We start from the raw sequence: 13,846 nt of genomic DNA on the forward strand, positions 1-13,846 counted from the left end.
GATCAGGCCGCCACGCGCCGGACGGCTTCGACCAGCTTGGCCGGATCGAACGGCTTGACGATCCAGCCGGTCGCACCTGCGTCGCGGGCCCGCTGCTTCTTGGCGGCGTCGCTTTCGGTGGTCAGGACCAGCACCGGGGTCGCACGGTGGTTGGGATCGGCGCGGACGCCCTCGATGACCCCGAACCCGTCGAGACGGGGCATGTTGATGTCAGTGATGATGACGTCGGCGCCCTCGGCGCTCAGCGTTTCCAGACCGTCGATGCCGTCGACCGCCTGGATGACGTTATAGCCCGCCTCGACGAGGGCCATCATCAGCATGTCACGCATGGTGCGCGAATCGTCGATGGTGAGGATGGTTTTGGTCACGCGGCTTCTCCGATTTCAGGGGCCATGAGGGCGGCCCCGAAGGCATTCCATTGATCAGCAAAGGCTTGCGACACCCGGTCGATGACCAGGGTCTGTCCGTCGCTCGCCCAGCTCTGCTGGGCTGAGATGAGCACCTGCAGGCACAGCCCGCCGAGGCGTTCGACGGCCGAGCCGTCGATCGTCACCGGTTGCCCGCGCAGGGCCAGAAGCTCGGCCCGCAGGGGCTCGGCGTACTGGAGGTCGAGAACGGGCGGCAGGATCACATGGGCGTCGGGCATCAGAACTCCTCCCATCCGTCGGCGGCTGCGACGGGTTCGGGTCGGCGGGCGGCACCGCCGTGACCCGTGGTGCGCAGGGCGGCGACGGGGCGTTGTGCGGGGGCGGCGGGACGGTGTGCGGCAGGACGGGGCGCGGCGCGCGGGGCCGAGCGGGTCGCCTGCGGGGCCGCGCTGCCGATCTGGAAGCGCGACACCGACTGGGCCAGGCTTTCGGCCTCCTGCGACAGGGAGTGGCTGGCGGCCGTCGATTGCTCGACCATGGCGGCGTTCTGCTGGGTCACCTGGTCCATCTGGTTGACGGCGGTGTTGACCTGCTGGAGGCCGGTGGCCTGTTCCTGGGCGGAGGCGGCGATTTCCGACACCAGGCCGTCGATCTCGGCGACGCGGCTGACGATGCGTTGCAGCGCCTCGCCCGTCTGACCGACCAGATTGACGCCGGTGTTGACCTGGGAGGTCGAGGCCGAGATCAGGACCTTGATCTCCTTGGCAGCTTCCGCCGAACGCTGGGCCAGGGCCCGGACCTCGGAGGCCACGACCGCGAAGCCGCGGCCTGCGTCGCCGGCACGGGCGGCTTCAACCCCGGCGTTCAGGGCCAAGAGGTTGGTCTGGAAGGCGATCTCGTCGATGACGCCGATGATCTGGCTGATTTCCTGGGCCGATTTCTCGATCGCACCCATCGCACTGACGGCGTCGCGGACGACTTTGCCGCTGGTCTCGGCATCGCCCTTGGCCGCCTGGACGGTGTCCGAGGCCTGACGGGCACCCGAGGCCGTGCGGTTGACGGTGGCGGTGATCTCGTCCAGAGCGGCAGCGGTTTCCTCGAGCGAGGCGGCCTGTTGCTCGGTGCGGCGCGACAGGTCGTCTGCGGCCTGGCTGATCTCGCCCGAACCCGAGCGGATGGCCGAGACGTTGTTCACCACCTCCGAAATGGTCTCCTGCAGGTTGGCGACCGTGGCGTTGAAGTCCGACCGGACCTGTGCGGCCTCGGCCGGCAGGGTATCGGCGATCCGATAGGTCAGGTCGCCCTGCGACAGATGCGACAGGCCTTCCGCCAGGGCGGCGGCCACGGCGGCCTGGGTGTGGGTGGCGTTCTCGAACTCGACTTCCTTGCTCTTCAGGCGACGGTCCAGCTCGGTCTGGAAGCCGTGGGCCTCCTGTTTGAGCACGGCGGCCTCCAGGCTCGACTGGCGCAGCACCTCGACGGCGTTGGCGATGGCGCCGACCTCGTCGCCCCGCTCACGCGAAGGCACGATCTGGGACAGCTCGCCCTTGGCCATGTCCTGCATCACCACAGTCAGCCGGTTCAGCGGCGCGATGGCGCGCGTGGCCCAGAAGGCGATCGCGGCGCCGATCAGCAGACCCAGACCGCACAGGCCGACGATCAGCCAGGTGAAGTGCGACGCCGTCTCGCGGGTCTCGGCGCCGATCGCCTTGTTGCGCGCCTCCTGAAGGTCGATGAACTGGTTGATGCGCGCCAGCCACTCGACGAACGCGGGCCGGGCCTCTTCCATCAGCAGGCGTTTGGCGCCGTCGGCGTCACCGGCCGCTTGCAGGGCCACGACGCGCTCGACCATGGGATTGGTGCGGGCCTCGGTCTCCTTGATGCTGGCCAGGATGGCGGCCTCGTCGGAGGTGACGCCCTCGCCGGTCATCATGGCGTCCAGGGGACCGGCGGAAGCGGCATAGGCGGCTGCGAGGGTCTCGATGCTTTCGACGGCGGCATCCATCTCGGCGGCTGTCGAGACCAGGGTGACGTCCCTCAGGCTGATGGCCCGGTCATGGACGCTGCCACGGAAGTTGATGGCATAACGCTGCTTGACGCTGTTGACGTCGTTGATCGTCGTCAGATTGGCCTCGATCTGGGCCACTTGCTCGATCGCGACGACACCCACCACGACCGACATCAGGAGTACGCCCCCGAATCCCCAGGCCAGTTGGGCTCGTATCTTCATGCGCTTGAACATCTCTTCCCCCCGTCTTTCAGTCCAGATGCTGACGACATCTGGTGAGCCAAGAGTTAACTAACCTTCGACGCCGCTCTTAATGATGAATTTCGCCGTACGTAGGACTACCTAGATCGGTGTCCTCAGCCTGCCAGGACACCGATCGGCTGGTGATCAGAACTCCTCCCATCCGTCGGCGGCTGCGACGGGTTCGGGTCGGCGGGCGGCACCGCCGTGACCCGTGGTGCGCAGGGCGGCGACGGGGCGTTGTGCGGGGGCGGCGGGACGGTGTGCGGCAGGACGGGGCGCGGCGCGCGGGGCCGAGCGGGTCGCCTGCGGGGCCGCGCTGCCGATCTGGAAGCGCGACACCGACTGGGCCAGGCTTTCGGCCTCCTGCGACAGGGAGTGGCTGGCGGCCGTCGATTGCTCGACCATGGCGGCGTTCTGCTGGGTCACCTGGTCCATCTGGTTGACGGCGGTGTTGACCTGCTGGAGGCCGGTGGCCTGTTCCTGGGCGGAGGCGGCGATTTCCGACACCAGGCCGTCGATCTCGGCGACGCGGCTGACGATGCGTTGCAGCGCCTCGCCCGTCTGACCGACCAGATTGACGCCGGTGTTGACCTGGGAGGTCGAGGCCGAGATCAGGACCTTGATCTCCTTGGCAGCTTCCGCCGAACGCTGGGCCAGGGCCCGGACCTCGGAGGCCACGACCGCGAAGCCGCGGCCTGCGTCGCCGGCACGGGCGGCTTCAACCCCGGCGTTCAGGGCCAAGAGGTTGGTCTGGAAGGCGATCTCGTCGATGACGCCGATGATCTGGCTGATTTCCTGGGCCGATTTTTCGATCGCACCCATCGCACTGACGGCGTCGCGGACGACGTTGCCGCTGGTCTCGGCATCGCCCTTGGCCGCCTGGACGGTGTCGGAGGCCTGACGGGCACCCGAGGCCGTGCGGTTGACGGTGGCGGTGATCTCGTCGAGCGCAGCGGCGGTTTCTTCCAGCGACGCGGCCTGTTGCTCGGTACGGCGCGACAGGTCGTCGGCGGCCTGGCTGATCTCGCCCGAACCCGAGCGGATGGCCGAGACGTTGGTGACGACCACCGACATGGCGTCCCGCAGCTGGCCGATGGCCGTGTTGAAGTCGTCCTTCAGCTTGACGTAGTCCTCCGGGAAGGGCTGGGTCAGGGTGTAGGTCAGGTTGCCACGGGTCAGGTGGTCCAGGCCCTCGCCCAGGGCGGAAACGACGGCCGCCTGTTCGCGGGCGGCGGCCTCGGCGGCGCGCTGGTTGCGGGCGCGTTCCTCATCCGACTGGCCGCGCAGGGCAGCACCCTCGGCTTCCAGGCGGGTCTTCTCGATGGCGGCGTCGCGGAAGGCCAGGACCGCGCGGCCCATTTCGCCGAATTCGTCCTTGCGGGTGCTTTCGGCGACGTCGAAGCCGGTGTCCCCGCCGATCAGGCGGCGCATATGGCCGATCATGATCGTCACGGGACCGACGATGCCGCGGGTCAGGATCCAGGCGGCGCCGGCGGAGATCAGCAAGGCCGCGACCAGGCCGACCAGAAGGGCGATCTGGGCCGTCTTGGCGGCGGCGGCCTGGGCGTTTCGCGTGCTCTCGAGCGCGGCCATGTTCTGGGTGTTCAGGGCGTCCAGACCCTCCTCGACGACATTGGTGTAGTTGTCGGCGGTACCGTCCTGACCGACCATGGCGACGGCCTGGGCATGGGTCGCCGGATTGGCGGCCAGGGCGACACCGGCGGTGACGACGTTCTCGAACCAGGCGTCCCCACCTTGTTCGATGACATCCGCCAGACGGTCCATCTCGGCACCGCCGTTGCTGCGCAGCGCCTCAAGTCCGGCCTTGAAGTCGGCGCGGTGGGAATCCAGCCGCTCCAGATAGTACCGGTCGCCGGAAACCAGGAAGCCGCGATAGCTGTTCTCCTGGCGTGCCATCTTGAACTCAACCCTCGCAGTGTCGCGCACGATCGCATTGGCCGCGCTTCGTGCCTCGCCGGCCTTGGCCAGGGCCTGAAGGTTGAAGAAGATGGTGGCGCCCATGGCCCCGATCGCCAGAAGGACGACGGCGAAGGCGAGGATCAGCTTCTTGCCGATCGGGACATTGCTCAGGTGCATGACAGATTCCTGGTCGAGGGACGCTAACGGGACGGGTAATTCAGGACGAAATCAGAGGGACAGCGTCAGGGCGGCCACCAGCCGACCTTCGTAGCTTTCGCCGAAACGATGGCCGTCGGTGTCGTACCAGCGCAGGTCGAGAGACAGATCGTGGGGCAGTTTGCGCTTCACGCCGACGTTCCAGGCCGTGTATTCCGCGCCGCCGTCGGCGGTGCGCTCGGCGATGGCTGCGGTGGCCCGGGTGTTGGCGTCCAGGGCGACGCCGCCCTGCAACTCGATCCACCAGGCCTCCTGCGTCGCCGCAAAGCCGTCGGCGGTGTAGTTGACGCGGAACCGGGTCGAGACGGGTCCGATCTTGCGCGACAGGTCGGCCTGGTACTCGGTGTAGTTGGCATCGACGCCGGGGCGGGTGCCCGGCAGGTCGCGGTTGATGACGGCAAAGTCCAGTCCGGTGCCGGCGACGGTCGTGCGATATCCGACCGTGGTCAGGATTTCGGCGTCGGACCCTTGCGACAGTTCGGCGGTGGCGCCGAACAGGCTGGCGTAGAATCCGTTGTGGGTGACTTCGACCGAGCCGGAGACGCTGGGCTCTTCGTTACTCTTGCCGACGCCCTTGCCCATATACTGGCTGGCGACGCCCACCTGGAACGAGAACGGGTCGCTGGCCTGTGCGTCACAGGCGACGGTGGCAGCGCCAAAGCCCATCATCAGGCCGGCGATTCGGATTACATTGTTCGTCATGGTTTTCGTTTTTCAGAGAGCCGTTCTGGCCCGATTTCGCCGTTAAGGTTGACGACGTGGCGAATATTCTTCGTGAACCGCTACCTACGTAAGAATACTTAACGCACCGTCGCGCGGGCGATTCCGGGCCTCGTGATCGGCCTTGTCTCCCGGCCTGCATCCTCTGGATGGGTTGATGCCGACGCTACGGACGCTATCCGCAACAGGTGCGGTATCCGCAACATTCAAAGCCAGACAACTAAACGGTGTTCAGTTGTCTGGCCGAAAAGGCAAATGTTGTCTTTCAAACCGGTGATCAAACCGGTGAAATGCCGACACCTGCAACCCAAAGCTTTCGCGGCATTGATTGGGTATTTACCCGCATTTGTCTGACTGATAGCTTTCCATCAGGCCAGAACGCCTGAAATCGACCGCTAGAGTTCGACGGCTTGCTTATGATGGCCACGGAAAAGTCATCGTTGATGACCCGATTGGGCGGGATCGCGACCTTCGCGTCGCGGGGGGCTAATGGCTATGTCCTGGCGGTGGTGGCGGTCGGGGCGGCCCTGCTCGCACGCCTCGGGCTGGAGGCGTTCGGGAAGTTCTATTACCTGCCGCTGATCCCGGCGGTCATGCTGCCGGCGCTGCTGGCGTCGCGTGGCGCGACGGTGCTGGCCATCATCCTGTCGATCGCGGCCAATGTCGCCCTGGTGCCGCGTGAAAGCGTCGTCGACGGTGCCGTCAACGCCGTCCTCTTCGCCTGCGTCGGCCTCGCGATCGGCGAGTTCGGACGGATCGGACGCGCCGCGAGGGCGAACGCCCGGGCCCTGTCGGCACGGCTCTCCACCCGCGACGCCACCATAGGTGCCATTCTGGCTTCCGCTGCGGTCGTGAGCGTGGACCGCCGATCGCGTATCCTGTCCATGAGCGAGCCGGCCTGTGCCTTGTTCGGGGTCCGCGAGCCGGATGTTCTGGGCCGACCGTTCAGTGATTTCGTCGAGTTCTTCGACAGCGCCGCGGAGCGCACCAGCGGTGCCGACGAGTTCTATTGGCCGGGTCGTCGGCGCGACGGTGAGGTCTTTCCCGTCGGGATCCACACGGCGTCGATCGAGAATCCGGAGGGGCCGCCGGACACCATCCTCACGCTCACGGACCTCAGCCGGTGGCGTTCGGCAGAAGCACGCAATCAGGAACTCAGGGATCAGCTGAACCAGGTCTGGCGGCTGAACTCCCTGGGCGAGATCGCCGCGACCCTGTCCCACGAACTCAACCAGCCGCTGACGGCCGCCGCAAGCTACCTGCAGGCTACCCAGGCCGATCTAGGTCGTGCCGGCGTCTTCGCCGACAGCGCCAGCCGCACCGTCGAACTGGCCAAGAACCAGGTCCTCAGGGCCGGCGACATCATCCGCCGGGCGCGCAGCCTGCTGGCCGGGGACGAGCACCGACTGGACCCGCAGAGGGTTTCCTCGATGATCGACGACCTCGAACCGATCCTCCAGCTTCTCGGCCCGGCCGCCGGTGCCCAGCTCCGGATCGCCGTCGAGGATCAGGCGGACTGGGTCCTGGCCGACCGGATCCAGTTCCAGCAGGCGATCGTGAACCTGGTCCGCAACGCCATCGAGGCCGTCGCCGATCAGCCGCGGAGAAACGTCGTCATCCTGGGCCAGGCGCTTTCCACGACCGGGTATCGCATAAGCGTCGAGGACAGCGGCCCCGGCATCGCGCCCGATCAGATCGACCGGATGTTCAAGCCTCTGATGACCACCAAGGCGGGGGGCATGGGTCTGGGTCTGTCGGTCACCCGCACCATCGTGGAGCGCCACGGCGGCGCCCTCAGCGTCCAGACCAGCGATCTGGGCGGGGCCGCCTTCGCCTTCAGCCTGCAGCGACTGCCGGAGCCCCTGCCATGATGACGACGTCCGTATTCGTGATCGAAGACGATTTCGCCGTCCGCGATTCCCTCGTGACCCTGCTTCGCGCCGAGGGCCTGCGCGCGCGGGGGTTCGCCAGCGGCGTCGACTTCTTCGACAATCTGCCCGCCGACAAGATCGCCTGTGTGGTCACCGATCTGCACATGCCGGGCATGGACGGAACCGAGGTCGTGAAGCGGATCAAGGCCCTGTATGGCGAATCCTGGCCCATCATCGTCATCACGGGCCATGGTGATATTTCACTGGCCGTCGACCTGATGAAAGCCGGCGTCACCGATTTCATCGAAAAGCCGTTCGAGCCGCATCGATTGATCGAGACGTTGAAGGGCTGCCTGAGCCGGGTGCATCAGGTCCGTGCGGACATCGACAAGCGGGCCGTGATCGAGCACCGACTGGCGCAACTGACGGTGCGCGAGCGGCAGGTCTTCGACCAACTCGTCGAGGGCCTGTCCAACAAGGAAATCGCCGCCAGCCTGACGATCAGCCCCCGCACGGTCGAAATCTTCCGCGCCAAGGTGATGTCCAAGATGGAGGCCCCGAACCTGTCGGCCCTGGTCCGGATGAGCTTGGGATTGAGCTGAGGCTGATCGCCGAAGATCGGATGAGCCTTGGAGCGGGCGGCGGGAATCGAACCCGCACGAAAAGCTTGGGAAGCTTGGGCTTTTCTCAAGTAAGCAACCGTTTAGATGCAAAACTCGGTCGAAGGCGCTTTAAGCAGATCAACGAGTTAGAGGCGGTTCGCAAAACGGGTTTTAGCGACAGCGCCCGGCTTTCGAAGTGGAAGCCAATGACCTTTTGTGACTCAAAGCGGCGGTTTGGAAAGTCGGATATTCGGTGCGATGGACTGGCACCGTGGAGACATTACCCACTTCTGTCGACTATTTGCGAAACCCTTCAGCCGTGCTCAACGCTTCGAGAGCGTCTCCAAGGTCAACGGTCGGAAAAGTCGGATTGAGATGCGGCAGCTTTTCCTCGCGGAATCACGAGTGGGCTGGGTTACTTCGTTCGAAGAGCAATTCAACACAGGTCTGGTCGGAGCTGCACCTCAGACTGGGCCAGTCGGTTGTACAGGCTGCGTTGACGCGCCAACGGCTACCAGTCGTAGAGAAATATCTGGATCGGCCGCCAATTGGCGACCCATCCGAGGATGATCAGGCCCTCGCCGAAGAAGCGGTTTGAATAGCCGTTCCCGAACCGGCTGCTCACCTCCGCGCCAAGGAAGACGCTGTGGATCGGCGTGGAAAAGGGACCCCGTTAGCGGTGTGATCGGCGTCGAATAAGGACCCCTCATCCCTGAGGTCTAACGGTGGCGGCTTGGCGGATGTCAGGCGGCGAGTTCGGGATGTTGGTGTTGGAGACGGTGTTGAGGATCCGGCGCGAGTTTGCGTCCGGGAAGGCGATCAAGGCGATCGCGCGTGACCTTCGATTGTCGCGCAAGGTGGTGCGCAAGGCGATCCGGGAGCCTGATGCGGAGTTCGCCTATCGGCGGGCGGTGCAGCCGTTGCCGAGGCTGGCGCCGTTCCAGGCCAGGCTCGATGAACTGCTGGAAGAGGACGAGGCGCGGCCGCGGCGCGAGAAGCTGCGGATGACGCGGGTCCATGACCTGCTGGTGCGCGAGGGGTTCGACGGGTCGTACGACGCGGTCCGGCGCTACGCGGCGGGGTGGCGGCTGAAGCGACGCCGGGGCGTAGCCGATGCGCCGACGTTCATCCCGCTGATGTTCCAGCCGGGCGAAGCCTACCAGTTCGACTGGAGCCACGAGGACGTGGAGATCGCGGGCAAGCCGATGCGGGTGAAGGTGGCGCACATGCGACTGTGCGCGTCACGCGCGATCTATGTTCGGGCCTACCCGCGCGAGACCCAGGAGATGCTGTTCGACGCGCATGCGCGGGCGTTCGCCTTCTTCGGCGGGGTGCCGACGCGCGGGATCTACGACAACATGAAGACGGCGGTGACGACGGTGTTCACGGGCAAGGACCGGCTGTTCAACCGGCGCTTCCTGGTCATGGCGAGCCACTACATGGTCGAACCGACGGCCTGTTCGCCAGCGGCCGGCTGGGAGAAGGGCCAGGTCGAGCACCAGGTCCAGACGGCGCGGGGACGGTTCTTCCAGCCGCGCCTGCGCTTCACCAGCCTGGAGGAGCTGAACGGCTGGCTGGAGGCAGAATGCCGTCGCTGGGGCGAGCTGCGCCAGCATCCCGAGCAGAAGGACCTGACGGTCGCTCAGGCCCTGGCCGCCGAGCGTCCGGCGCTGCAGCCCATGCTGGGCCCGTTCGACGGCTTCCACGAGAGCGAACACGCGGTGACGGGGACCTGCCTGATCAGCTTCGACCGCAACCGCTACTCGGTGATGGCCAGAGCCGGGCGACGCACGGTGCAGGTCCGCGCCTATGCCGACCGGATCGTCGTGCGCTGCGAGGGAGAGGTCATCGCCGACCATCGTCGGTTCTTCGGTCGCGACCGGACCCTCTACGATCCCTGGCATTACCTGCCGGTGCTGGCGACCAAGCCCGGGGCCCTGCGCAATGGCGCGCCGTTCCAGGACTGGGAGTTGCCGCCCGCGCTGGCGCGCCTGCGCCGCAAGCTGGGCTCAGGCGACGAGGCCGATCGCCGGTTCGTGCGGGTGCTGGCGGCGGTGCTGGAAGACGGCCTGGAGCCGGTCGAGGCTGCCGCGCGCGAGGCGCTCGCCGCCGGGACCGTCAGCGACGACGTCATCCTCAACATCCTGGCGCGCCGGCGCGAACCGCCCCGGCCGCTGAGCATCGTCACACCGGACGACCTGGCGCTGCGGCATCCGCCTCTGGCGGACTGCGACCGCTACGACAGCTTGCGAGGCCTGCATGCAGCGGCATGAGATGATGGCGGCCCTGACCGGCCTGGGCCTCAAGGGCATGGCCGGCGCCTTCGACGAAGCGGTCACCACGGGCCTGCAGCGCAAGCGTACGACCATGGAGATCCTCGCCGACCTGCTCCGCGCCGAGACGACCCACCGGCATGCGGCTTCCATCCGGTACCGGATGGCGGCAGCCAAGCTGCCGGCCGTGAAGGACCTCGACGCCTTCGTGTTCGACGGCACGCCGATCAACGAGGGACTGGTGCGCTCGCTTCACAGCGGCTCCTTCCTGGCGAACCGGCGCAACATCGTGCTGGTCGGCGGGACCGGCACGGGCAAGACCCACTTGGCCACGGCCATCATCGCCAACGTCGTGCGCGCCGGGGCGCGTGGCCGCTACTTCAACACCGTCGACCTGGTGAACCGCCTCGAGGAGGAGACCCGCCTGGGCAAGGCCGGTGCGCTGGCTGCTCACCTCTGCCGCCTCGACGTCGTGGTCCTCGACGAGCTCGGCTACCTGCCGTTCGCCCGCTCGGGCGGTCAGTTGCTGTTCCACCTGATCAGCAAGCTCTACGAGCGGACCTCGGTGATCGTCACGACCAACCTCGCCTTCGGCGAATGGCCGACCGTGTTCGGCGATCCCAAGATGACCACGGCCCTGCTCGACCGCATCACCCACCACTGCGACATCGTCGAGACCGGCAACGACAGCTGGCGCTTCAAACACCGCAGCTGACCCACCACGAAGAACGCCAAGCGAGGGTTGAGCCTCCGGTCGGGCTACGCCCTCCCTACGCCCCAACCCTCGCAAGCGGTGCGCTCGTGACGTCCATCACGAACCCCAAAAGGGGGTCCCTATTGCACGCCGATAAGGGGTCCCTTTTAGACGCCGATTGACAGCCATCGACGGCTCCAAGTTCAAGGCGGTGAACACCCGCGACAAGAACTTCACCGTCTACAAGGTGAAGCGGCGGATCGAACAGGTTGCCGAGCACATCGCCAGCTACTTCGAGGACCTCGATACGGCCGATCGGCACGAGGGGGATGGCGTGGAGGCACGGTCGGTGAGGCTGGTCGAGAAGATCGATCGCCTTCGTGCCCAGATGGCGATGTTGAAGGTCATGGAGGCTGAGGTCGAAGCGTCGCCTGACGGCCAGGTGTCCCTGACCGATCCCGACGCTCGCGCCATGGCGACATCAGGCCGAGGGAGCGGCATCGTCGGCTACAACGTCCAGTCCGCCGTCGAGGGCGAGCATCACCTAATCGTCGCCCACGAGGTGGTGATGACCGGCTCGGACAAGCAACAGCTGGCGAACATGGCGGGTCAGGCCAAGGACGCCATGGGCGTGGAAAGGCTCGATGTGCTGGCGGACCGGGACTACTTCTCCGGCGAGGAAATCGTGGCCTGTGAGGCCTTGGGCGTGACGCCGTTCGTGCCCAAGCCGCTGACGTCAGGGGCTAAGGCGAACGGCCGCTTCGGCAAGCAGGACTTCGTCTACCTGCCCGATCAGGACGTCTACCGATGCCCTGCCGGCTCTCTGCTTCCTTTCCACATGACCGTCATCGAGAAGGGCATGACGCTGCATCGATACTGGGACCGGGCCAGCTGTACAGGCTGTAGCATCAAGGCTCAGTGCACGCCTGCCGTCGAGCGAAAGGTCACGCGCTGGGAGCATGAAGCGGTGATCGACGCGCTCCAGACCCGGATGGACCTGAGGTCCCGAGCCATGCGCGAACGGCGAAGCCTGGTCGAACACCCGTTCGGAACGATCAAGGCCTGGATGGGCCACTCCCACTTCCTGATGAAGCGACTACCCAACGTGAAGACCGAGATCAGCCTCCACATCCTGGCCTACAACATGAAACGGGTGATGGCAGTGCTGGGAACCACGCCACTTATAGAGGCGATCAGGGCCTGAAAGGATGATGCCTCGCGCCCCGACACCCGAGGGGATCCCCGACAGCGCCGCGCGTTTTTACACGGCCTCAGTCAGAAGCGGACATCCGCCCTCGCGCCTGCTCTGCCCGCCATTTTGCAAAACAAAAGCAAAAAAGCAAAACTATGATCCGTATTCGGACCAATAATCTCTCTAAGTCATTGATTTTTGGAGCGGGCGGCGGGAATCGAACCCGCACGAAAAGCTTGGGAAGCTTTCAGGCTACCACTACATCACGCCCGCGGAAGCACCGGCGATATAGACCGGGAGGGCGCGAAGGCAAAGGGTTTCGCACCCCGTCCAGCGCGCTTCAGTAGGCGAAGTCGCGGTAGATGCGGGTGACGTCGCCCTGCCAGTCGCCGTGATACAGGGCCAGAAGCCGGTCGGCGGGGGTCAGGCCGGAGTCGGCGATGTCTTCCAGTTCCGACAGATAGCCGCGCTCGTCGACCATGCCGCCGCTGAACCGGGCCCGGTTCTTGAGGCCCTCGCGGGCGATGGCGACCATGTCGACGGCGACGTCGCGCAAGGATCGGCCCGCGACCTCGGCCTTCAGGCCCAGACGTGTCACGTCGCGGCGCAGGCGCTCGTGGTCGCCGATGTCCCAGTCCTTGCACAGGTCCCAGGCGGCGGCGAGCGACGGGGCGTCGTAGAAGATGCCGGTCCACAGGGCGGGCAGGGCGCAGATCCGGCTCCACGGGCCGCCGTCCGACCCGCGCATCTCAAGGTACGACTTCAGCCGGACCTCGGGGAAGAGGGTGGTCAGGTGGTCGTTCCAGTCGGCCATGGTGGGGTATTCGCCCGGCAGGATCGACAGTTTCCCGGCCATGAAGTCGCGGAACGACAGGCCCGAGGCGTCGAGGTATTTCCCGTCGCGCTTGACGAAATACATCGGGGTATCGAGCGCATAGTCGGCATAGCGTTCGTAGCCGAAGCCGTCCTGGAAGACGAAATCGATCATGCCGGTGCGGTCGGGATCGGTGTCGGTCCAGACGTTGGCGCGGGCCGACAGGAAGCCGTTCGGCTTGCCCTCTGTAAACGGTGAACAGGCGAACAGGGCGGTGCCGACGGGCTGGAGCGCGAGCGAGGTGCGGAACTTGAGCACCATGTCCGCCTCGGACTCATAGTCGAGATTGGCCTGGATGGTGCAGGTGCGCAGCATCATGTCCAGACCCAGATTGCCCTTCTTGGGCATGTAGGCGCGCATGATGTCATAGCGGCCCTTGGGCATGACGGGAACGTCGGCCCGGGTCCACAGGGGATCGAAGCCGGCACCGAGGAAACCGAGATTTAGCTGATCGGCGACCTGCTTGACCTCCATCAGATGCTGGCCGGTCTCGTTGCAGATGTCGTGGATGGTGAGGAGCGGCGCGCCCGACAGCTCGAACTGGCCGCCGGGCTCCAGGCTGATCGAGGCGGTCATGCCCTCCGCGTTCTTGCGGGTCAGGGCGATCAGGTGGCCGCCCTCCTCGACCGGGGCCCAGCCGAAACGTTGCAGGCCGGTGAGCATGGCGTGGATGCCGTTGGGCCCCTCATAGGCCGGGCGGCGCAGGGTGGATTTGTCGAAGCCGAATTTCTCGTGCTCGGCGCCGACGCGCCACTGGTCACGCGGCTTGGCCCCGCCCGACATGACGGAGACCAGCTGTTCGCGGGTAAGCGGCGGATTGGCCATGGGTCGTCCCTTCCGATACGCAAACCGTATCGGTCCCTGT

At 66.0% G+C, this 13,846-nt stretch carries 10 protein-coding genes, 1 tRNA gene and 1 pseudogene; 5 read left to right on the forward strand and 7 right to left on the reverse strand.

The genetic code is table 11. The features are described from left to right. Window positions 1–2 precede the first annotated feature (2 nt). The 5 genes from O5K39_RS05150 to O5K39_RS05170 form a co-directional block, all read right to left on the reverse strand. Entirely contained in the window at window positions 3–368 is a 366-nt protein-coding gene (locus O5K39_RS05150; RefSeq protein ID WP_271146213.1) for a response regulator, read from the reverse strand. Next, on the reverse strand, window positions 365–646 hold the full coding sequence (locus tag O5K39_RS05155) for an STAS domain-containing protein (protein ID WP_271146214.1): 282 nt from the start codon (window positions 644–646) through the stop codon (window positions 365–367). Before O5K39_RS05155 ends, O5K39_RS05150 begins: the two co-directional genes overlap by 4 nt. Then, complete coding sequence (locus O5K39_RS05160; protein ID WP_271146215.1) at window positions 646–2,598, reverse strand: methyl-accepting chemotaxis protein; 1,953 nt, start codon at window positions 2,596–2,598, stop codon at window positions 646–648. The genes O5K39_RS05155 and O5K39_RS05160 overlap by 1 nt, the downstream gene beginning before the upstream one ends. A gap of 165 nt (window positions 2,599–2,763) precedes the next feature. Beyond that, window positions 2,764–4,716: a methyl-accepting chemotaxis protein gene (locus O5K39_RS05165; RefSeq protein WP_271146216.1), complete on the reverse strand. Its 1,953-nt coding sequence runs from the start codon at window positions 4,714–4,716 to the stop codon at window positions 2,764–2,766. 51 nt (window positions 4,717–4,767) lie between these two features. Further along, window positions 4,768–5,457, reverse strand: coding sequence for a TorF family putative porin (locus O5K39_RS05170; RefSeq protein WP_271146217.1), 690 nt, complete (start codon window positions 5,455–5,457; stop codon window positions 4,768–4,770). A gap of 461 nt (window positions 5,458–5,918) precedes the next feature. On the opposite strand from O5K39_RS05170, the gene O5K39_RS05175 reads away from it, so the two are divergent. From O5K39_RS05175 to O5K39_RS05195, 5 genes and pseudogenes are all read left to right on the forward strand, one after another. Next, a complete protein-coding gene (locus tag O5K39_RS05175; RefSeq protein WP_271146218.1) occupies window positions 5,919–7,346 on the forward strand; it encodes an ATP-binding protein in 1,428 nt (475 codons plus the stop codon). Next, a complete protein-coding gene (locus O5K39_RS05180; RefSeq protein ID WP_271146219.1) occupies window positions 7,343–7,948 on the forward strand; it encodes a response regulator in 606 nt (201 codons plus the stop codon). Before O5K39_RS05175 ends, O5K39_RS05180 begins: the two co-directional genes overlap by 4 nt. Window positions 7,949–8,709: 761 nt before the next feature. Continuing rightward, window positions 8,710–10,221 (forward strand): IS21 family transposase, encoded by a 1,512-nt coding sequence (gene istA, locus O5K39_RS05185; RefSeq protein WP_271143525.1) that lies wholly within the window; start codon window positions 8,710–8,712, stop codon window positions 10,219–10,221. Beyond that, window positions 10,208–10,936, forward strand: a complete 729-nt coding sequence (gene istB, locus O5K39_RS05190; protein WP_271143524.1) for an IS21-like element helper ATPase IstB — start codon at window positions 10,208–10,210, stop codon at window positions 10,934–10,936. Before istA ends, istB begins: the two co-directional genes overlap by 14 nt. Window positions 10,937–11,045: 109 nt before the next feature. Next, window positions 11,046–12,119: pseudogene (locus O5K39_RS05195) on the forward strand (IS1182 family transposase); the annotation flags it as partial. A 187-nt stretch (window positions 12,120–12,306) separates the two neighbouring features. Here O5K39_RS05195 and O5K39_RS05200 read toward each other — a convergent pair. Beyond that, window positions 12,307–12,380, reverse strand: a tRNA-Gly gene (locus O5K39_RS05200). A 67-nt stretch (window positions 12,381–12,447) separates the two neighbouring features. Beyond that, entirely contained in the window at window positions 12,448–13,806 is a 1,359-nt protein-coding gene (locus O5K39_RS05205; RefSeq protein ID WP_271146220.1) for a glutamate--cysteine ligase, read from the reverse strand. Window positions 13,807–13,846 lie beyond the last annotated feature (40 nt).

Origin of the sequence: Brevundimonas sp. NIBR10, assembly GCF_027912515.1 — a bacterium.
In the GTDB taxonomy this organism is placed as follows: Bacteria; Pseudomonadota; Alphaproteobacteria; order Caulobacterales; family Caulobacteraceae; genus Brevundimonas.